Source organism: Microbacterium lacus, assembly GCF_039531105.1.
GTDB classification, from domain to species: domain Bacteria; phylum Actinomycetota; class Actinomycetes; order Actinomycetales; family Microbacteriaceae; genus Microbacterium; species Microbacterium lacus.
Genome location: NZ_BAAAPK010000001.1, coordinates 774473 through 795578, shown reverse-complemented (window position 1 = coordinate 795578; position 21106 = coordinate 774473). Strand labels below are relative to the sequence as shown.

At 72.1% G+C, this 21106-nt stretch carries 13 protein-coding genes; 1 reads left to right on the top strand and 12 read right to left on the bottom strand.

Features of this window, described 5'->3' with window-relative positions:
- Positions 1 to 40: 40 nt before the first annotated feature.
- The 10 genes from ABD197_RS03760 to ABD197_RS03715 form a co-directional block, all read right to left on the bottom strand.
- Positions 41 to 469 (bottom strand): hypothetical protein, encoded by a 429-nt coding sequence (locus ABD197_RS03760; protein WP_344051745.1) that lies wholly within the window; start codon positions 467 to 469, stop codon positions 41 to 43.
- Positions 466 to 1770: a DUF5684 domain-containing protein gene (locus ABD197_RS03755; RefSeq protein ID WP_344051743.1), complete on the bottom strand. Its 1305-nt coding sequence runs from the start codon at positions 1768 to 1770 to the stop codon at positions 466 to 468. The genes ABD197_RS03760 and ABD197_RS03755 overlap by 4 nt, the downstream gene beginning before the upstream one ends.
- Complete coding sequence (locus ABD197_RS03750; protein ID WP_344051741.1) at positions 1767 to 4259, bottom strand: transglutaminase domain-containing protein; 2493 nt, start codon at positions 4257 to 4259, stop codon at positions 1767 to 1769. The genes ABD197_RS03755 and ABD197_RS03750 overlap by 4 nt, the downstream gene beginning before the upstream one ends.
- Positions 4256 to 5629: a DUF58 domain-containing protein gene (locus ABD197_RS03745; RefSeq protein ID WP_344051739.1), complete on the bottom strand. Its 1374-nt coding sequence runs from the start codon at positions 5627 to 5629 to the stop codon at positions 4256 to 4258. The genes ABD197_RS03750 and ABD197_RS03745 overlap by 4 nt, the downstream gene beginning before the upstream one ends.
- Positions 5626 to 6591: an AAA family ATPase gene (locus ABD197_RS03740; RefSeq protein WP_344051737.1), complete on the bottom strand. Its 966-nt coding sequence runs from the start codon at positions 6589 to 6591 to the stop codon at positions 5626 to 5628. The genes ABD197_RS03745 and ABD197_RS03740 overlap by 4 nt, the downstream gene beginning before the upstream one ends.
- Positions 6592 to 6615: 24 nt before the next feature.
- Entirely contained in the window at positions 6616 to 12567 is a 5952-nt protein-coding gene (locus ABD197_RS03735) for an Ig-like domain-containing protein (protein ID WP_344051735.1), read from the bottom strand.
- Positions 12568 to 13701, bottom strand: coding sequence for a serine/threonine-protein kinase (locus ABD197_RS03730; RefSeq protein WP_344051733.1), 1134 nt, complete (start codon positions 13699 to 13701; stop codon positions 12568 to 12570).
- A 133-nt stretch (positions 13702 to 13834) separates the two neighbouring features.
- Positions 13835 to 14491: a spermidine/putrescine ABC transporter substrate-binding protein gene (locus ABD197_RS03725; RefSeq protein ID WP_344051731.1), complete on the bottom strand. Its 657-nt coding sequence runs from the start codon at positions 14489 to 14491 to the stop codon at positions 13835 to 13837.
- A 72-nt stretch (positions 14492 to 14563) separates the two neighbouring features.
- Positions 14564 to 15049 (bottom strand): hypothetical protein, encoded by a 486-nt coding sequence (locus ABD197_RS03720; RefSeq protein WP_344051729.1) that lies wholly within the window; start codon positions 15047 to 15049, stop codon positions 14564 to 14566.
- Position 15050: 1 nt separating this feature from the next.
- A complete protein-coding gene (locus tag ABD197_RS03715) occupies positions 15051 to 16067 on the bottom strand; it encodes an ABC transporter (protein WP_344051727.1) in 1017 nt (338 codons plus the stop codon).
- Positions 16068 to 16202: 135 nt separating this feature from the next.
- Here ABD197_RS03715 and ABD197_RS03710 point away from each other — a divergent pair, with 135 nt between their 5' ends.
- Positions 16203 to 16769, top strand: coding sequence for a hypothetical protein (locus ABD197_RS03710; RefSeq protein ID WP_344051725.1), 567 nt, complete (start codon positions 16203 to 16205; stop codon positions 16767 to 16769).
- A gap of 1 nt (position 16770) precedes the next feature.
- On the opposite strand, the gene ABD197_RS03705 is transcribed toward ABD197_RS03710, so the two are convergent.
- Both ABD197_RS03705 and ABD197_RS03700 read right to left on the bottom strand, forming a co-directional pair.
- On the bottom strand, positions 16771 to 17031 hold the full coding sequence (locus ABD197_RS03705) for a hypothetical protein (RefSeq protein ID WP_344051723.1): 261 nt from the start codon (positions 17029 to 17031) through the stop codon (positions 16771 to 16773).
- Between the two features lie 155 nt (positions 17032 to 17186).
- Entirely contained in the window at positions 17187 to 21077 is a 3891-nt protein-coding gene (locus tag ABD197_RS03700) for a DNA-directed RNA polymerase subunit beta' (protein WP_344051721.1), read from the bottom strand.
- Positions 21078 to 21106 lie beyond the last annotated feature (29 nt).

Genomic DNA, 21106 nt, shown 5'->3' with positions numbered 1-21106 from the left:
ATGATACGCGCTGCGGGAGGGGGCGGTCAAACGCGGGCGACTACCACGGAGAGAGGGCGATCAGCAGGAGCGACGCGGCGGCGATCACGGCGAGAGCGGATGCCGAGACGACCACGATCATCGCGGTTCTGCGCCCCGCGCGCCGGCGCACCGACGCCATCCCATGCCCGTCGACAGGGGCCTGCGGGACCGTGAAGGGCGGAGGTGTGCGGGCCGAGATCACGGGCGCGGCGGCGCGGGCGCGATACGTGTCGGCGGGAGCGGTCGGAGCGCGCTCGGCGGGCATCGGCTGGACGGGTGCCACGGGCTCGGGGGGCGAAGCCCGACGCTCACCGCGCCGGCGCGATTCGCGCCGGGCGACCATCGTCGAACCGTCGACGGTGTCCTCCGGCGGGGGGTCCCGACGCGCAGCTCTTCTCGTGCGCTCGGCGAGGACCGTGTCCTCCTCGAGGGGGTCGGGTTCGGTCATCCGTCGGTCCGCCGCAGCCGGATCTCGGCATCCCCGAGGTAGAAGCGCTCACCCGCCTCCATCTCCTCACCCGCGGGCGCTTCGACCTCGGTGCCCATCACGGTCGCGAAGAGCACGCCGTTCGTCGAGCCGAGGTCGGTCACGTACCAGTGGTCGTCGCGGAGGACCAGGAGGGCGTGGGTCTTGGAGACCGTGCCGTCGGGAATCGACACGAGCTGCGCCTTCGGACGCGAGCGGTCGGGCACGGGCTTGCGCCCGAGGATCACGGTCTCGGAGGTCAGCGGGATAGGAGCACCGCCCGGAGGGAGCAGCTCCCACGCCGTGCGCCGTCGTCGCGTGATGATCGTCTCGTCGATCGGATCGTCGGGCAGCGCCGGGCGCGCGTGCTGGGCGGAGACGGCCGCGCGCGCGGAACGCGGCGACTCCGGACCGGCTGCGATCGCCGAGACCTCGGCCGACGTCTCGGAAACGGCGCCGGGATCGGGCAGCGGCGAGCGGGCGGGGGCCCACGGCTCGTCGTCCTGCTCCGGACCCACGGGGACCCGCGCGACCGGCGGTCGCGTCGTGGCCGGTGCGTCGCCTGCCGAGGGGAGCGTCATCGGCGGGGTGAGCGGCGGCTCTGCGGATGCCGGCCGCACCGGCACCGCCGAGATCGGAGCGGGGGCGTCGGCCTCGGCGCCGGTGACCTCCCCCGTCACTTCGGGCGCCCACGCCGCCCAGGACGAGGGCGGGGCGGCGACCGCGGGCGCAGACGGGACGCTGCGATCGCCATCGTCACCGAGCCCGAGGTCCTCGAAGCCCGACGACCTGGGCGCGGCATCCAGCAGCGGCGTGTAGGCGGGCGCCCCGTCGTGGCGGTACGCGGGGCCGTCCGCCGCGGCGTCGGCGACGCCGCTCCGGCGCGGGCCGTGCGCGGGAGGGCGGTCGGAGCCGAGCCACCGGGCGGGACCGAACCCCAGGATCGAGGCCCACACCGGGAAGAGCAGCGCCGCGACGACCGTGAGCCCCGTACCGTGCCCGAACGCGACGTTCACCCGGAAGCACGCGATCACGATGACCACCCACACGGCGAGCTGACCGACGACGGGGACGATCAGGAGCAGGAGGAACCACGGTGACATCCCGCCCAGGCGCAGCAGCACCGCGAGGTTCAGGAACGGCACCCACGCCTTCCAGGCCTCCTCGCCGGACTTGCGGAACACCGCGGACAGCGCCAGCGCGGTCCAGATGTACAGCGCGAGGGACAGGAGGGCGGTGATCAGCCCGAAGGCGATGCCCGTGGAGTCGTCGGCGGTACTCATGACGTGACGCGCAGCGGCCTGACGGACCGGCGCTTCCCCCTTTCGGACCTGCGCGACCGGGAGCCCGAGGGCGCCAGGTGGCGGACGAATGATCTCAACGATACGGTCGCCCAGGTCCCGCGCCAGAAACCACGCCCGCGGCGCAGCTCCCGCCGCCGGGCGTCCACGAGCCGCCAGTAGGCCGCCGCGTCGTCATCGGTGAGCGTCTCGTCGGAGAAGACCGCGCGGTCGGCATCCGTCGCCAGCGCGAGCCCCGCCGCCCCCGACACCCCGCTCGCGAGCTCGGTGCGCGTGAGATCACCGGGCGCGTCGTGCCCGGTGTCCACGACGGCGTCGACGTACTCGTCCCACCCGCCGGCGATCCGCATAGCGGGCGAACCCTGCGTGCGGCGGCCGCGACGGCGGCTCGCCTTCGCCGCGAGGATCACCGCGAACGGACCCAGCACGAGGAGCAGAGCGAGCAGCACGATCCCGCCCACGCGCAGCACCGGCCACAGCCATGCGAGGTCCAGCCCCGCCGGCTCGTCGGCGGCCTCATCGGATCCGGTGTCCTCCTGCACGGGATCCGGCGGCAGCACGTCCTCGACGGGGTCGGGCCGCACCTCCGTGACGTTCTCGGGGTTGCGCTGCTCGGTGACCTCGAGGCTCGGCGATTGCGCGTACTGCGGGGTCGCATCGATCGGCACCCACTCACCCCGGGCGGTGAGCACCTCCGTCCAGACGGCGACGTCCTCCGCGCGGCACACCCCCGCCTCGCACGTCGACAGCTGCGGATCCGCGCTCTGCAGTCGCGCACCGACCACCACGCGCGCCGGGAATCCGAGCTCGTTCGCGATCAGGGCCGTCGCGGTCGCGAACTGCTCGTCGTCGCCCACCGCGGCGACGTAGTTGTCGTTCGCGCGCGCCCGGGGGTCGGCTTCGCGCTCGAGCAGCCGCGCGAACATCGCGTCGACACGGGCGAGGGAGTGGCCCGCCGTGCTCGGCTGGAAGCGGTAGTCGGGGAGCGCCTGCATCCACGCGGGCGGCCGGCCCTCGTCGATCTCGAGCGCGTGACTCAGGTAGCCGCGCTCGCGCAGCAGACGCACCAGCCCCTCGAGCGCGGCCCCGCCCGAGCCCGACGCGTGCTCCTGCACCCAGGTGCGCAGGCTCTCCGGGGCGGCGACTTCGGCGACGGGCCCGCCCGGCGCCTCCGCGAGAGCGAGATCCGCCGCCGGCGGAGTGACACCGGTCAGCGCGTAGGCGTCGCCGGCGACCCAGCCGCCCGGCACGGTCTGCACCGCGGCGCCGGCATCCGCACGGTAGTAGAAGCGGTCCGCGAGCTGCGCCGCCCGGGGACCCTCGAACTCGGCCGACACGAGCCGGCCGATGCTCGGCATCCAGATCCCGTCGAGCTCTCCGATCTCGATCCGCGTCCGGGACGGGGTGCCCTCGCCGGCGTCGCGCGTGGCGGGCACGCGCACGAACGGCGAAGACGCACCCGCGCCTGCGGTGCGGTAGAGCTCCCCGTCGTAGCTGTCCAGCGTTGCCAGGCGCACGCGCTCGGGCAGGACGCCGTCGGAGGTCACGGTGAACAGCACGTCCTCCGCGCGATCGTCGCGGAACAGCCCGCGGTACTCGGCGAGCGGACTCACCGCCGCGGCGATCGCGAGTTCGGGACCCGCCCCCGCACGCAGCACCTCTCGGGAGGCACCCTGCGCCGCGAACGGTACGACGAGCGCCGATGCCGTCACCGCGACCACGAGCATGCCCGCTCCGAGCGCGAAGCGGCGGCGGTCCGCGAGCGACGGCCGACGCGAGAGGCGCACGCCGCTGGAATCGGCGGCGCGGCGCAGCGCTCGCACGCGTTCATCACGGCTGCGCCACGCGAGCCACCCGAGCGCGGCCACGAGACCTGCGACCCCGAGGGCCGTCTCGACCGGCGCGGGAAGGCGCAGCGGCCCGAGCACGAGCGGCGCGCTCACGGTCGGGCGGCCGAAGAACAGCCCGAACGAGATCATCGCGCCCACGACGGCCACCGCGGCGTACGCCGATCGACCGGCGCTCCAGGACAGGAGAAGGGCGACGCACGTGCCGACGAGGAAGACGATCAGCGCCGGCACCAGGAGATTGCGGTACGTGCCGACGGGCAGGTCGACCGTGAGGAGGTCCTTCCAGGCGAACAGAACGCCGAGGCCCAGATCGGCGAGTCCGCGGGCCGCATCGGGCACGCTGCCGAGACGGGTGGGCACGGCGAGCGGGATGCCGAGCACGACGAACGCGCCGAGCAGGAGCGCGGCCACCGACCACCCGCCCCAGCCGCGCGCGGCGGCGAGCGCGGCGATGCCGGCCGCCGTGAGCGAGGACGCGCCGACCAGGAGCACGAAAGCCGGATCGCGGTAGATCGGCCACGCGGCGACGGCGGCGATCACGACGCCCACCGCGACGAAGAGCGTGCCCGCGACGATGCGCGGGACGAGGACCCTGCCGCGTTCGGGCCGTTCGGTGCTCACGAGGCCGCTCCCCGCGCGAGGAGGCCGGACAGATCGTCGAGAGTGCCGATCGTGAGGACCGTGAGTCCCGGCAGCGCCCGCATGCGGGGGTGGGCACGCTCATCGCACACGACCGCGACGACCGCAGTGTCTCCGCTGAACGCGAGCGCCGCCTGACGCAGTCGCGGAAGCGGCACGGGGGAGCCGGCGACGACGAAAGCGACCGAAAGGCGTTCGTTCTCCTCCGCGGCCAGGCGGCAGACCTCGCCGACGGGCATCGTGTCCTCCAGGAGCTCGACCGCGCTGAAGCCGTCGAGCAGGGTGCGGCGGGAGCGCGCGGGGATGTGGTGGATCGCGCGCAGCCGGCCGCGCACGGCCCGGGGGATCTCGGCACCGGTCACGACAGCGACGTCCCGCGCGTCGTGCACCGCGCGCAGGCCGAGCGAGGCGGCAGCCCCGACCGCGAGTTCGAACTCGTCCGCGTCGGCGTACTCCTCGCGCGCCGCCGACAGCACGACCGCCATCCGCGATCGTCGCGTCTCCTCGTACTGGCGCACCATGAGCCGGCCCGTCTTCGCGGTGGATTTCCAGTGCACCTGCCGCTGCGAGTCGCCGGGCGCGTACTCACGGATCGCGTGGAAGGACATGTCGGCATCCACGAGGCGGCGCGTCGGGCTGCCCTCGAGATCGCGGATCAGGCCGGCGCTCGTGGAGGGGAGGACGACCGTCCGGGGGTGCACGTACAGCTCGTGCACGTCCTCGAACGCGTGCTCGCGGCGCAGGAGCCCGATCGGGTCGCTGCGCACCGTCGTCGCGGGGCCTACCGTGACGATCCCGCGCCGCAGCGCGGGGATCTCCAGCGGCTGCGCGATACGGCTCCCGGGCCGCAGCAGCGGGACGCCGAACTCGACCAGCCCCGCCCCGACCGGGATGTCCAGGCTCCCCGGCAGCGTCGTGCGCCGCCCGTCGTTGCGCACGACGATCTCGCCCGAGATGCCGTCGCCGGCGACGACGCGCTCGTGCGCGAGCGTGAGGGCGACGTCGTACGCCCGCGCCCCGAACAGGAACGGCACGCTCATGAGGATGAGCCCGACGGCGATCGCACCGGCGACCATCCATTCCACCCAGCCGAACACCAGACCGAGACCCAGTCCCGCGGTCGCGACGATCACGACGAGGGCCCCGGCCGGGCGCACCGTGCGTGCGCTCCAGGCCGCGGCTGCCCTCAGGCCCGCCGCCGCGGCGCGCCGGATCCGCGTCGCCCCCATGACGGCCCGCACGAGTCCCCGCGCGCGCGGCGTGCTCGTGCGCTGGGTCGTCGTGCCGGGCACGCCCGTCGCCGCCGCGGAGACGGCGGCGGTGCGGGTCAGTCGCGGATCGGTCGGGCTCATACGGTCTCGCGGCGGGTCGGCGGGGCGACATCCAGCAGGACCTGCCCGACGACGGCCTCGGCGGTCACGCCGTCGAACTCCGCCTCGGGGTGCAGGATGAGACGGTGCGAGAGCACGGCGACGGCGAGCGCCTTCACGTCATCGGGGGTCGCGTACGTGCGCCCTTGCGACGCGGCGCGCGTGCGGGTCGCCTTCGTGAGGGCGAGGGCGCCGCGGATGCTGACCCCCAGGCGCACGTCGTCGGCCGAGCGCGTGCCGTCCACGAGTCGGGCGATGTAGTCGAGCACGAGCGCGTCGACGTACACGGTCGCCGCGAGGTCGGCCATGCCCGCCATGGTCTGCGGATTCAGCACCGGCGTGAGCTCCGCCGTCGCGACGGCCGCACCGTCGAGGATCCGCACGGTGGCCGCGTGATCGGGGTATCCGAGCGACGTGCGCATCATGAAGCGGTCCAGTTGCGCCTCGGGAAGGCGGTAGGTCCCTGCCTGCTCGACGGGGTTCTGCGTCGCGAGCACGAGGAACGGGGAGCCGACCGGCCGCGTGATGCCGTCGATCGTGACCCTGCCCTCCTCCATGACCTCCAGGAGGGCGGCCTGCGTCTTCGGGCTCGCGCGATTGATCTCGTCGGCGAGCACGATGTTGGCGAACACGGGCCCCGCGTGGAACTCGAACGCCCCGGTCTTCTGGTCGTACACCGTGATGCCGGTGATGTCGCCCGGCAGCAGGTCGGGGGTGAACTGGATGCGGGTGTTCGTCCCCTGCACCGACTGCGCGATCGCCCGGGCGAGCGAGGTCTTGCCGGTTCCCGGCACGTCCTCCAGGAGCACGTGCCCGTCGCTGAGCATCGCGGTGAGCACGAGTTCGACGACGTGCCTCTTGCCGAGCACGGCGCGCTCGACGTTGTCGGCGATCTGGCCGAACGTCTGCGCGAACCAGGTCGCCTGCTCCTGCGTGATGCTCATGCGGTCTCCGCTCTCGGGGGGGGGTCAGGGGGTCGGGGGCGTGCCGGGGTCGCAGGATGCCGAGAACTCGGTGCTCGCACCGTTCAGGCCCCAGCCTTGGGCGCTCCAGTCGACCGATACGGAGACGCCCTCCACGCGGACCGCGCCGACCGGCACCGCCCACGTATCCGGCGTCCGGGGCAGGACCGCGCCGGCGGCGTCGTAGAAGCGGAGCCCGGCGTTGCCGAACGTGATCGCGGCCTTGGCTCCGGAGGGCGCCGTCGAGGAGTCGCCCGCCGGCACGAGATCGGAGCCGCCGACGCAGCGCTGCACGCTCCAGCTCGCCTGCACCTGGTACGGCGCACTGCCCGCGCGCGGCGTGGCTGTCGCCCATGCGGTCGCGGTGCCCCAGATCTCGTGGACGTAGCGCACCTGGATACCCGGGTCGCGCCCGAACACCGTGCTCGGCATCCCCGATATCTCGACGCGGTTGCGGTTGGGAACCCGCTCGGTCGATTCGGGCTGCGCGCGGACGATCCAATCGGCTCGGCCCCCGCCGACGTTCGGTGACGCGTCGACGACGAACGTGTAGCCCTGCGGCGCCCGACCGGTCTGCTGCGCCCGCACGGTCTGCGTGACGGATGCCGTGCCGTACGAGCGGCCGTCGAAGAACGAGTCGGCGCACAGCGTGAAGGCGTATTCGTCTCCGTCGGCGAGTCCGGCGAACGTCGCGGTGTCGCCGCCCGCCGTCGGCGTGCACCGCTGGCCCTCGCGGACGATCCCGTAGCGCAGCTCCGAGCCGTCGCCGTTCAGGCTCGCGACCCCGCGGGCGGTCACCGTCGAGGTGCCGTCGCCGTTGGAGCTCGATGTGAGGGTGAGCGTCGGGTTCAGCGGCGCGCCGATGCCGTTGCCGGTCACCGTGACCGCAGCGCCCGAGGGGCTCCCCCCGAGACCGGGGGGCAGGTCGAAGCGCGAGAACGGCGTGATCGTGATGGGACCGGCGGTGTTCGCTCCGACGCGGTACTCCCGCACCTCGAGTTCGGTCTGACCACGCCGCACCGATACGTTCTGGGTCTCCCCCGCGGGACTCGTGATCTGCAGCGTTCCGGTGCGCTCGGGATCGATCCCGGCGATCCGCAGCGACACCACACCGCCCGCGCCCGACGTGAGGACGGGGGCGACCTGGACCCCGCTCGGCGCACCGGGCGCCTGGTAGGCCCACGCGACGGTCTGCACGCTGCCACGGGAGAGACCGACCGCGTTGCGGGCGAGCGCCTCGTACGTGCGGCGCTCGCCGTTGGGCGCGGCGATCGGCGGACATGTGCCGTCGGGCGCACACTGCGCGACCTCCTGGCCGTTCGAGCGGATCACGAAGCCGCTGAGCCCCGGGTAGGCCTGCCGCGCCTGGCCCGGGTCGACGCGGAGCGTGACCGACCCGTCGCCGAAGGCCGCCTGCGACACGCTCGCGGGCGTCTTCGGGAAGCCCTGCAGGTCGAGCAGGATGCGTCCGTCGCGTTCGGCGTTCGTGCGCCGTCCCTGCGCGTCCTGCACCGAGAAGGTCGCGGAGCACGTGGCGCCCGGCGCGTCCTCGGACCACGACGCGACCACGGACGTCGGCGAGGCGACCTGGACGCTCACGCCGACGCACGCGCCGCTCGTGCGGGCGTCGATCACGGTGAGCGGCGTGCGCGGCAGCGGGTTGACCTCGCCGGAGGCGCCGATCACCGCGATCGTGCACGAGGACCCCGCCGCTTGCGAGCACTGCTGCGTCACCGCGCCGCCGCGCGGCAGCGTCGACGGCGCGGCCCCGACCCGGAGGATGAGGCGCACCGGCGCGACGGCGGCGTGACTGGTCACCGAGACCACCGCGGCGTCCTCCGCTCCGGGCACGGCGCGATCCGCGCCGGTCACGGTCACGAGGGATCCCTCCAGCGCGACCTCGAACGCGGAACCGGCGTAGTCCACCCCGTAGCGGATGCCGCTCCAGTCCTCCCGCAGCTGCCAGGTGGTCATGTTGCGCAGGTCGAACGTCGCCGTCTCGCCCGGACCGACCGTCATCGACCCCGCCCGCAGCACCGGCTGGGGGTCGAGTGCGTTGATGATGATCGGCACGGACAGGTACGTCCATTCGTCCTGCCCCGAGATCCGCACCGGCACCTGGCACGCATCCGTCCACGGCGCGCCGGACCCGGAGTCGTAGCGGATGATCGTCCCGGACTCGACCGCGCACGTCGCCTGCGGGCGGGCGCCGGACGCACGGACGTCGGGCCCGACCTCCAGCGTGCTGCCCCGGGGTGCCGCGACGATCGCGGCCATGTCGAACGCGACGGATTGCAGTTCGGTGACCTGCGGCGGCGCGGCGCTCGCGCGGAGCGCGAGCGAGAGGTCGTCCGAGCCGGGCACCCGCAGGAACGCGTACGTCGTGACCGGGCTGTCGGGGCCCTCGCCGGTCACGGCGAACGGGATGAGCCGGGTGCTCTCGGGCAGCGGGCCGCGCAGTTCGCGTCCGCGCACGCTCACTCCCGACGGCTCCCCCCACAGGCTCACCTCGAGGTCGTCGACATCTCCCCCGGACCACGTCGCACGCCCGCTCAGCACGTCCACACCGGCCTGGAAGTCCTCGCGCGTCTCGGCCGTGAGGACGGTGTCCTCGATCAGGGGGTAGTCCGGCACCGCCTCCCGGACGACGCGGACGACGATCAGGCCCCGGCCGGTGTTGCCCGAACTGGATTCCACGTCGTACAGGAACGACATCGTCCCGGGCTCGGTGCCCGCCTGGATGAGGACCGTCCGCTCGCCCGTGGAGGTCACGAGGCCGGCGAGGCGGGCGTACTCGGGGTTCTCGGAGCCGTCGGCGAGCGAGACCGGCACGTCCGGGCGGACGCCCGTGACGCTCAGGGTGCCGCGCGTCGGATCCACGTCGTTCGCGAGCGGACTCACCCGGATGGAACGGGACGCGCCGGCCTGCACCTGCACGTAGTCGGTGTATGTGACCGGGCTCGGGTTGGACTGCGCGTCCAGCACGCCGATGCGCACCACGCCCTCCCCCGCGGCCCCCGCGGCGTCCACGACCCGGTACCGGAAGCTCACCTGTCCGCGATGGCCCGCGACGCTCGTGTACACGATCGACGCGCCGTCGGCCGAGATCGTCGCCGCCCCGATCTCGGGCTGAGCGACGATGCGATCCAGGCTCACCACATCGCCGTCGGGATCCATCCCGAATCCATCGAACGCGACCACGGTGGACTGGCCGCTGAGGACGCGGCCCTCCAGCCGCTCGGGCACCGGCGCGCGGTTCGACTCCGCGGGCAGAACCTGCACGCGGATCGTCGCGGTGTCCGCGAGGGCGGGCGCCCCCGTCGTGTACACCGAGTACTCGACCGTGTAGGAGCCCGGCTCGGTGGGCGCGAGGTAGCGCACCACGTCACCGCCCGCGAACGCGAGCGCATCGGGGGTGGAGGAGGTCACCGCCGCGGGGTTCAGGATCGGCTGACCGCCCGCAGGGGCGATGTCGTTCTCCAGCACCGGGATGTCCACCTGCGACCCCGCCCGGACCACCACGGTGTCATCCACCGCGATCGGGGCGAGCTCGGGGGCCGGCGGCAGCAGGTACACGGTCGCCTCGCCGCGCACGCTCGCGCCCTGATCGTCCGTGCCGTCGCTGACGGTGTAGCTCACGGTGCCGAGCCGCCCGGCGGCGCCGGAGGCGGTCGTTCCGGACACCCTGAGGTGGTTCTGCCCCACCGCGTCGACGGAGAGCGATGCTCCGGCATCCGCGTGGCCCTCGACGTCGCTCAGCAGCAGCACGCGCCGCGTCGGGTTGGCGACCGCGGCGAACACGTCGAGCGTGGCGTCCTCCTGCGGGTGCACGAACGCGACGACCGGCGAGGTCGCCAACTCGGGCGGCGCGTCGGACGGGAGGATCGTGATGCGCGCCGTTCCCGTCGCGGGCGACGTTCCGTCCGTCACGGTGAAATCGACGCGGAACGTCCCCGGGGTGCGGGCGGTGAAGTCGAAGGATGCCGACCCTCCGATCACGGTCGCACTCGCGGCCGCGTCGTCGAGCACACGCACCGACTCGAGCGAGACCGCCCCGGCCGTGCCGGTGACGTGCGGGGTGACGTCGACCGTGAGCCCGGCGTCGATCGTGTCGATCACGGCGAAGGACTGCACCGCGAGCGCGGGTTGCGGCGACACCCGCACGAGCAGCGCCTTGGTCGAGACCTGACCCGTGGTGTCCGCGACCGTCACCTCCAGCTCGATGAGCTCCTCCCCTGAGCCGGCGCCGGCGTCGCTGTGCTGGTAGACGACGTCGCCGGTCGGAGTCGCGGCGACCGTGCCGACACCCGACTGGTTGGACACCGACAGCAGGAGCAGCGGATCGCCGTCCGGGTCGACCCAGCCGGGCAGCACCGGGACGGAGATCGTCCCGCCGCGGGCGACCTCCGGCGTCGGCCACGGCACGAGGCAGCCCTCGACGCCGCACCACTGGGGCGCGGCATCCGTCGCTGACACGGTCAGCGTGACGGTCGTCGGGGGCGACAGCAGGCCGCCTTCGCTCGTGCCGTCCGTCACCGCGTACGAGAAGGTCGCGCTGCCCGACGCTCCGGGCGCGACCGCGACCGTGAGCCGCTGCGCGTCGTCCGTGAGGGACAGCGTCCCGAATCCGGGATCCAGGCCCGTGACCGAGGCGGGATCGATGCTCAGCACGTCCTCGTTCGGATCGTGGTCGTTCATGAGCACGGGCAGGGTCACCAGGCTCGCCGCGCGCACGCCGAACGCGTCGGGCACGGCCACGGGCGGCTCGGGGTCGAGCACGACGCTCAGCTGCTCCTGGCTCGGGGCGGCATCCGGATCGGTGCGGTCATCGAGCGACCAGTTCTGGCTCGAAGGCACGAGGGCGCCGTCCGGCACGGTCCACACCCAGCCCGACCGCGTCTCGTTCAGGATGATCGCGTCGTCGCTCGCGACGAACACCGGACGGCGCTGGTCGCCGAGCGATCCCGCGGCGTAATCCAGCGGCACCTGCCCCGTGCGCGAGCTCCACAGGATTCCGGATCCGCCGCGGCCCTCGGTGCTCGGCGGCAGCCACGCGGCGAACACCTCGCCGTCGTGCACGACGGGGCGCGCGGGAGTCCCCAGGACCCCGGCGCCGCCCCCGGCCTCGACGGTGACCTCGGACCCGTCCACGGGCACGCGCACGAGCGCGGTCTCGTCGGCGAGGTGGACGGCGGTGCCGTCCGGATCGGGCTGGCTGAGCACGATCGCGCCCGTCGTCGGCGCCGAGGTGACGGCATCCGCCCCCCGCACGAGCAGATCTCCGTCCGTGGTGTCCACGAGCACCCATGCGTCGCCCGCGGCGGACAGCGCCGGCGCCGTGAAGTCCTCGGCCGCGACCTCATCGCGACTCCGCACCGCGGCGGCGGGCACGTCGTAGCGCAGGACCGAGCCGTCCGCGGAGGAGTAGGCGAACAGCATCCCGCGCTCGTCGAGGGCGATCGCGTCCGCGGTGTACTGCGGCGCATCCTCGTCCTCACGGGGGAAGGGATCCAGTTGCGTGGACTCCCCCGTCGAGAGGCGACCTGCGAACACCGCCCCCGCGTCGGTGCGATAAGCGACGAAGTCCTCCGCGGCGACGACATCCGTCGTGCCGGCGGGCGTGGCGGGTGAAGAGCGCAGGGTCTGCTCGTCGAGGTCGATCGGCAGGGCCGCGTCGATGCGGGTGATGCGCGAGTAGCTGTCGGAGAAGACGTACGCGGCCCCCGGCGCCTGCACGACCTGGCTCGGGTTGCTGATCTCGCGGACGGTGTCGAGTTCGCCGATCGCGGTGTTCACCCGGGCGTAGCGACGGCCGTCCGCCGTCTGCAGTGCCCACAGCGCGGTATCGGTGCGGTCGGCCTCCTGCGCGTCGAGCCCCGGCCACACCGCACTGACACCCACCACGAGGGCGATCGCCGCGGTCGCCGCCGCGAGCCCCGCGATCGTGCGCCGACGCACTCAGAGCACCCCCGTCGCGAAGAGCGCGGTGAGGATGCCGCCCGCGACGACCACCGCGCCGATCGCGGCGCCGAACACCCACGGCAGGACCGGTCGGGACCCGGCCGCTCCCGTCAGATCCGTGTCCTCGTCGCGCGCGAGCCCGGCGACACCGGCGCCCGGTGCGTGCTTGCGCCGCTCGGTGCGCTCGATGCGACTGCGGGCGGGTCCGCGCAGCTCGGTGTCGCCGAAATCGACCGGCGACGCCGGAGCGGCCCACTCGGACGAGGCGACCTCGAGTGCGGACGGTGAGATGCCGAGCTCGGCCTGCACGTCGCGCAGCGCCTCGGCGAACTGCAGCGCCGACGCGTGACGCTGCCGCGGATCGCGACTCATCGCGCGGGCGAGGACGCGCTGCAGGGATGCCGGCACATCGGCGCGGGCGATCTCGGTGTACGAGGCCTTCGCGATCCGCCGACGCAGCTGCTCCTTCGTGTTCTGTGCGCGGTCGCGGCGCTCGAACGGGCTGTGTCCTGCCAGGAGCGAGTACACCGTCGCGCCGAGGCTCCACACCTCGCTCGCCACGGTTCCCGCGGTGTCCTCCGCGATGACCTCCGGCGCGCTCCACGGGATCGACATCGCCAGGACCTCGTCGGCGGTCGCACGGGCGAGCGACGAGGAGATGCCGAAGTCGGCGAGCACCGGCGCGCCGAAAGTCGTCACGAGGATGTTGCTGGGCTTCACGTCGCGGTGCACGAGGCCCGCCCGGTGCGCGGCCTCGAGGGCGCTCGCCATCTTCACGCCGATCGCGAGGACTTCGGGAACGGGGATGCGCTCGAGCCGGTAGCGCTGCGCGAGGGAGCCGGGGCAGAACTCCATCACGATGTACGGCCGCCCGTCGGCGGAGATCCCCGCCTGGTACACCGTGACGATCGAGGGGTGCGCGGACAGGTGGGCCAGGACATCGGCCTCCGCGTTGAACATGCGGCGCAGATCGGGGTCGCGCACGTCGCTCGGCAGGACCTTCACCGCGACGTCGCGACGCGGCATGTCCTGTTCGTAGAGGAAGACGTCGGCGAAGCCTCCGGAGCCGAGCGGGCGGATGTAGGCGAGCCCCGGCAGGATCGGGGGCGCGGAAGGCAGGCGTGTGGCCACCGAAGCCTCCCCGGGGTCTCCCGCTCAGATCCGGCGGGCCGCGCGTCCACGCGCGGTTCTCAGTCCAACTGCAAACCCGCTCATGCTAACAAAACCGACCTCGCGTCCCGACGGACGAGTATGGAGGCGGAGATCACAGGAGGGGCGGCTCGTTCGGGTCGAACGGCGCGTCCAGCGAGCGGGTCAGCTCCTCCAGCATCGCCTCGATCTGCGGCTCGACGTACTGCGCGATCGCCGCCTGGATGCGCAGGCGATGGTGCAGCAGGATCGTGCACACTTCGCGGCCGATCATGTTCGCGTAGTCGTCGGCGAGTCCCACCTCCTGCCGGAGCGCCGCCTTGGCCTCGTCGCTCAGCGGGGGCAGGGCCGGGATGCCGGCATCCGCCTGTTCGGCGAGCCCCGAGATCGTGAACAGGAAGGGCGCGCCCGGCTGCGGCTCGGGGTCCAGCGGCAGCCCCTCGAACTCCGGCTCGAGGCCCTCGGCGGGGCGGTAGGTGCGCGCCCGGTTGCGGGCCGCCTGGTGGTCGAGCTCGGTCTGCAGCATCGGGAGGTTCAGCGCGGTGTACTCGGCCACCGCGTGATCGACGATCGTCTTGATGCGCGTGGACAGGCCGTGCTGCACGCCGTGCGGGACGTCGGAGCCGAGACCCGCCGCGGAGAGCACGGGCGAGCCGAAGCACCGGCGGCACGGCGCCACCCGTCCGCGGTGCGTCGCCGGCTCCCAGCGCGGAAGCCACCGCAGCCAGGCATCGACGGCCTGACTGACCTGGGTTTCGAGCGACCGCTCCACGGGATACACGCTAGTCCGACACGCCGCGCGATCGGCGGCTTTCCGCGCACAGCACGCCGTGAAGAGTCCGGCTCACTCGTCGAACTCGTCCTCCCACGGCCACCGCGGACGCTGCGAGCGGGTGCGGGCCAGCGCGATGCCGCCAGCCGCCGCCACGGCGCCGGTGAGGGCGACGACCAGGCCGAACCAGCTCGTCGCGATGCGCCCCGCGACTTCGGTCGCAGTGGCGAGCTCGGAACTCGCGACCAGAACGCCGAGCCAGATCGCGATCACATAGGCCACGACGCAGGCGATCGCCGCCCACAGCGCTCCGAGGTAGCTCGGCGGGGCGGCGCGCAGCGTGAGCCACAGCGACAGCCCGAACGCGGCGGTCGCCGCCGTCGTGGCGAAGACCCCGGGCAGCTGACCGAGCCCCGGCGTCGCGACGATGTCGGCGTTCAGCACGAGGCTCGTCATCCCCAGCCCGAAGATGAGCAGGGCGACGAAGGTGACCGTCGCCAGCCCCCACGCCACAGCCGGGCGCACCGGCCCGCCGGACGCGCCCGCGGGACCGGTCATCTCACACGCGGGTGAGCTGGGGCCCGGCCTCGAGCGTGCGCTCGTACTCGCGCTGCGCCTCGATGTTGAGCTCGGTGACCTTCGCGCCGCGCTTGGCGACCCACGATCCGAACCAGATCGTCAGCTCACGGCCGATGATGAACGCGGCGATCGCGAGCGGCGCGAGCAGCTGCTCCTCGACGACGGCGGCGCCCTCGCGTGCGGTGAGCATCCAGAACGGCGCCTGGAACAGCGCGCCGAGGATGTGGCCCGCGTACGCGGCGACACCGACGAGCAGACCGAAGATCACCCACGCGCCCCAGCGGCCGCGGTTGATGATGGCCCCGAGCAGCCAGAAGGCGAAGAAGAAGACGACGACCGGCACCCAGAGCGTGAACGTGCCGAGGGCGGCGAGGGCCGCGGAGCCGATCGTGTCGACCGTGACCTCGCCGTTCAACAGGCCGATGCCGAGCCACACCGCGAGGTAGAGCACACCGAACGAGAGCGCGGCCAGCAGGCCGATCGCGCCGGCCGCGCCGCGGTTGCCGCGGGGGCGCGGCGACTCGGGCGCCTGGACGAAGATCGGCTGGGGCGCGTACGCGGTCGTGGCCGCAGCGCCCGCTGCCGCCGCGCCGGCGGCCGGGGCGACGTAGGCGGAATCCGCGGCGGGAGGCACGTAGGCGGTCTCGGCGACCGGCTCGCTCGCCGTCACGGTCGAGGCGCTCGTCGCGGCCGGGGTGGTCGCGGAGGCGGTCGTGGCGTCGTCGGCGTGCGCTTCGTACATCGCACTGTCGAAGGACGGGTCCTCGTCGACGAGGGGCTCGTGGACGGCGCGCGGGGTACGAGCCGTGTCGACGTCGGAGCGGGCATCGGATGCGGCATCCGCGGGCGCTGCGTACGGCGAGGGCTCATCCGTCACGACGGCATCGCGACGCGCGGCCTCGGCGTCTGCGATCGTGTCGTTGGCGCTGCTGACGACATCATCGACCGGACGCGGCTCTTCGACCGGGTCGCCGTAGGACGACTTCGAGTCACTCATCGGATGCACTCCTCACGCAGGGCACGTCCCTGCCCTGCGAGAGTAACCCGCAGCCGCCGCCGCTCCCGGGAGGCGTGCCGGGGATTCGCGGGCGTGGCGCGGTGCGAAGCGCTCCGCGCGTGGTTTCGTGGGCGCATGGCACTCCGGCGCTCCGCGACCGCGGCGGCAACCGCCCTGCTTCTGGCCCTCGCCCTCACGGCGTGCGTGCCCGAGCCCGACGCCGCGGGGCCATCGCCCACCGCCTCGCCGACCGCGGCCGCGACGCGGACGCCGGCGCCGACTCCGACGGCCGAAGCGGCGCGCGTGCCGACGGACTGCCGGGCGATGCTCACACCCGCCGTGCTCGACCAGCTGGCCGCCGTTCCGCTGAACGATCCGGCTCTCGGCGCGTCCGGAGTTCAGGGCGACGGGAGCCTCGTGTGCGTATGGGGCGCCTCTTCCGCTTCGGTCCTGCGCACGACGATCTCGATGATGTCGCGCGGACCCGCGCTGGACATGCTCAACGGGCTGCTCGCGGAAGGCTACGCGTGCTACACGCCCGACGGCGGGACGCGGTGCGAGAAGACCTGGTTCAGCGAGCCGGATCTGATCCCGGAGGGCCGCACGCTCTTCTGGCGCGACGACGTGCTGATCGACTCGAGCTTCACGAACCTCGCGCCCAGCGGCTACACCGCCGCGATCGTCGGCAGCGTCTTCGGCTGATTCAACCCCACACCTGATGGGCGAGGAGTCCGGCGTAGCCCTCGGGTTGCCAGTCGCTCTCGGCCGACGCGAGCCAGAGGCCGTCCCGCAGGGTGTGCTCCTCGAGGAGGCCGCCGGTTGTCCGCGTGCACACCAGGGCACCGGCATCCGTCGCGCATGAGTACCCCTGGCGGCGGGCTTGGGCGGCTGCGGCGTCGTGGCGGCGCGCAGCATGTCGCCGGCCCACGCGACCGACACCGGCACCATCGGCAGCGCGAGCCACCCGAGTGCGCCGACCACGCCCACGCACAGCAGAGCCGCCGGCCACGCGATCCACGCGCTGCGTCCACCGATCCGCGCCACACCCACCTCCCCTCTCCCACGTTAAGACGCGGAAACGCCCCGGTCCGTCAGGACCGGGGCGTTTCTGATCTGCGCCTAGTTGTAGGTGCCGGGAGTGAAGTCGTCCGTCGAGAAGCTGTCGAAGTCGACGTAGCTCAGGTCGGCGTCGCTGTACGCACCGTCGGAAGCGAAGATGCGGTTGGGGTACCGCTCGCTCTTGGCCTCCTCCGTCGCCTCGACCGTGACGTTGCGATACTTCGCAAGTCCGGTTCCGGCGGGGATGAGCTTTCCGATGATGACGTTCTCCTTCAGGCCCACGAGCGGGTCGCTCTTGCCCTCCATCGCGGCCTGCGTCAGCACGCGCGTCGTCTCCTGGAACGACGCCGCCGACAGCCACGACTCGGTCGCAAGCGACGCCTTCGTGATACCCATGAGCTCCGGGCGACCGGACGCGGGGCGCTTGCCCTCGGCCACGGCCTCGCGGTTCATGCTCTGGTACTTCTTGAAGTCCACCAGCTCACCGGGCAGCAGCGTCGTCTCGCCGTGGTCGACCACGGTGACCTTCCGCAGCATCTGGCGCACGATGACCTCGATGTGCTTGTCGTGGATCGGCACACCCTGCGAGCGGTACACGCCCTGGACGCCGTTCACGAGGTAGCGCTGCACCTCGCGGGCGCCCATGACACGCATGACCTCCTTGGGGTCGAGCGTGCCCACCAGGATCGGCTGACCGACCGTGACGTGCTGGCCGTCCTCGACCAGGAGCGTCGCGCGGCGCAGCACCGGGTAGACGATCGGCTCGTCGCCGTTGTCGGGCGTCAGGATGACCTTCTTCGCGCGATCGTTCTCCTCGATCGTGATGCGACCGTCGGACTCGGCGATCGGCGACGCACCCTTGGGGGTACGTGCCTCGAAGAGCTCCTGCACGCGCGGCAGACCCTGGGTGATGTCATCAGCCGAGGCCGAACCACCCGTGTGGAAGGTGCGCATCGTGAGCTGCGTACCGGGCTCACCGATCGACTGCGCCGCAATGATGCCCACGGCCTCACCGATGTCGACGAGCTTTCCGGTGGCGAGCGAGCGACCGTAGCACTGCGCGCAGACACCCACGGCCGAATCGCACGTGAGGACCGAGCGCACCTTGATGCTCTCCACCCCCGCCTCGATCAGCGTGTTGATCAGCACGTCGCCCACGTCGTCGCCGGCAGACGCCAGGACGTTGCCCTTCGCGTCGACCGCGTCCGAGGCCAGGGTGCGCGAGAACACCGAGTTCTCGACGTTCGCGTCCTTGACCAGCGCGCCGTCGGAGCCGGCGGCCGCGATCGGCAGCTCGAGACCCTTCGTCGTGCCGCAGTCGTCCTCGCGGATGATGACGTCCTGCGAGACGTCCACGAGTCGACGCGTGAGGTAACCCGAGTCGGCGGTACGCAGAGCCGTGTCGGCCAGACCCTTGCGGGCACCGTGCGTGGCGATGAAGTACTCCGCCACCGACAGACCCTCGCGGTACGACGAGATGATCGGACGCGGGATGATCTCACCCTTGGGGTTGTTCACGAGGCCGCGCATACCCGCGATGTTGCGGATCTGCAGCCAGTTACCACGGGCGCCCGAGGACACCATGCGGTTGATCGTGTTCTCCTGCGGGAAGTTGGCCCGCATCGCGGCCTGCACCTCGTCGGTCGCCTCGGTCCAGATCTTGATGAGCTCCTGACGACGCTCGGCGTCGGTCGTGAGGCCCTTCTCGTACTGGGACTGCACCTTGGCGGCGGCCTTCTCGTGGCGGGCCACGATCTCCGGCTTGTCCGGCGGGGTCAGGATGTCGCTCAGCGCGACGGTGACGCCCGAACGCGTGGCCCAGTAGAAGCCGGCGTCCTTGATGCGGTCCAGCGTCGCTGCGACCTCGACCTTGGGGTACTCCTCGGCCAGCTTGTTCACGATCTCCGACAGCTTGCCCTTGTCGGCCTGCGTCCGCACGAACGGGTAGCCCTTGGGCAGCGTGTCGTTGAAGATCGCCTGTCCGAGCGAGGTCTCCACGAGGCCGGTGCGCTCGTACGCCTCGATCGAGGACTGGGTGTCGCCCTCGGACTCGAGGAACGTGAGTCCCGGGATGCGGATGCGGACCTTGGCCTGCAGGTCGAGGGTGCCCTCGTCCTTCGCCAGGATCGCCTCGCCGACCGAGCCGAACGCGCGACCCTCGCCGGCAGCGCCCTCGATCACGGTGGTCAGGTGGTGCAGACCGATGATCATGTCCTGCGAGGGCAGGGTCACCGGGCGACCGTCCGACGGCTTCAGGATGTTGTTCGAGGCGAGCATGAGGATGCGGGCCTCGGCCTGGGCCTCGACCGACAGCGGCAGGTGCACGGCCATCTGGTCACCGTCGAAGTCGGCGTTGAACGCCGCGCACACGAGCGGGTGCAGCTGGATGGCCTTGCCCTCCACGAGCTGCGGCTCGAACGCCTGGATGCCGAGGCGGTGCAGGGTGGGCGCGCGGTTCAGCAGCACGGGGCGCTCGCGGATGATCTCCTCGAGCACGTCCCACACCTCGGGACGCGTGCGCTCGACGGCGCGCTTGGCGGCCTTGATGTTCTGCGAGTGACCGAGGTCGATCAGGCGCTTGATCACGAACGGCTTGAACAGCTCGAGCGCCATCTGCTTGGGCAGGCCGCACTGGTGCAGCTTGAGCTGCGGACCGACGACGATGACCGAACGGCCCGAGTAGTCCACGCGCTTTCCGAGCAGGTTCTGGCGGAAGCGTCCCTGCTTTCCCTTGAGCATGTCGCTCAGGGACTTCAGGGCCCGGTTGCCGGTACCCGTGACGGGGCGACCGCGGCGGCCGTTGTCGAACAGCGCGTCGACGGCCTCCTGCAGCATCCGCTTCTCGTTGTTGACGATGATCTCGGGGGCACCGAGGTCGATCAGGCGACGGAGGCGGTTGTTGCGGTTGATCACGCGGCGGTACAGGTCGTTCAGGTCGCTGGTCGCGAAGCGGCCACCGTCCAGCTGCACCATCGGGCGCAGCTCCGGCGGGATCACCGGGACGACGTCCAGGACCATGGATGCCGGGCTCATGCCCGTCTGCAGGAACGAGTTGACGACCTTCAGGCGCTTGATCGCACGGATCTTGCGCTGGCCCTTGCCCTCGGAGATCTGCAGGCGCAGCGACTCCGACTCGGCGGCGAGGTCGAACGCCTCGAGGCGACGCTTGATCGACTCCGCGCCCATGTACGCCTCGAAGTACTGGCCGAAGCGGTCCTGGAGCTCGTGGAAGATCTCGTCCTCGCCCTTCAGGGCGCCCACCTCGAGCGTGCGGAAGTCCTCCCACACCTTCTCCAGGCGGATGATCTGATCGTCGAAGGACTTGCGGATACCCGCCATGTCCTTCTCGGCGGCGTCCTTGACCTTCTTCTTCTGGTCGGCCTTGGCGCCCTCTTCCTCGAGCGCCGCGAGTTCCTCCTCCAGCTTCGCCAGACGCGTGGCGATGCGCGAGTCGCGACGGTCGCCGAGCGTCTTCAGCTCGAGACGGATGTTGTTCTCCTGCGTCGCGAGGTCACGGTGACGTGCCTCCTCGTCGACGGAGATCACCATGTAGGCGGCGAAGTAGATGACCTTCTCGAGGTCCTTCGGCGCCATGTCCAGGAGGTACCCCAGGCGCGACGGGACGCCCTTGAAGTACCAGATGTGGGTGACGGGCGCGGCGAGCTCGATGTGGCCCATGCGCTCGCGACGCACGGAGGACTTGGTGACCTCCACGCCGCAGCGCTCGCACACGATGCCCTTGAAGCGGACGCGCTTGTACTTGCCGCACGCACACTCCCAGTCACGCGACGGCCCGAAGATCTGCTCTCCGAAGAGACCGTCCTTCTCGGGCTTGAGCGTGCGGTAGTTGATCGTCTCGGGCTTCTTGACCTCGCCGAAGGACCAACGACGGATGTCGTCAGCGGTGGCCAGGCCGATGCGAAGCTGATCGAAAGTAGTTGATTCGAGCACTAGTTCTCAGTTCTCCTGTGGGGAATTCT

Coding starts and splice junctions, on each gene's coding strand:
- ABD197_RS03710 (WP_344051725.1), top strand. CDS start 16,203: ATGGCACTCCGGCGCTCCGCGACCGCGGCGGCAACCGCCCTGCTTCTG.
- ABD197_RS03740 (WP_344051737.1), bottom strand. CDS start 6,591: ATGAGCATCACGCAGGAGCAGGCGACCTGGTTCGCGCAGACGTTCGGC.
- ABD197_RS03720 (WP_344051729.1), bottom strand. CDS start 15,049: ATGACCGGTCCCGCGGGCGCGTCCGGCGGGCCGGTGCGCCCGGCTGTG.
- ABD197_RS03715 (WP_344051727.1), bottom strand. CDS start 16,067: ATGAGTGACTCGAAGTCGTCCTACGGCGACCCGGTCGAAGAGCCGCGT.
- ABD197_RS03745 (WP_344051739.1), bottom strand. CDS start 5,629: ATGAGCCCGACCGATCCGCGACTGACCCGCACCGCCGCCGTCTCCGCG.
- ABD197_RS03760 (WP_344051745.1), bottom strand. CDS start 469: ATGACCGAACCCGACCCCCTCGAGGAGGACACGGTCCTCGCCGAGCGC.
- ABD197_RS03755 (WP_344051743.1), bottom strand. CDS start 1,770: ATGAGTACCGCCGACGACTCCACGGGCATCGCCTTCGGGCTGATCACC.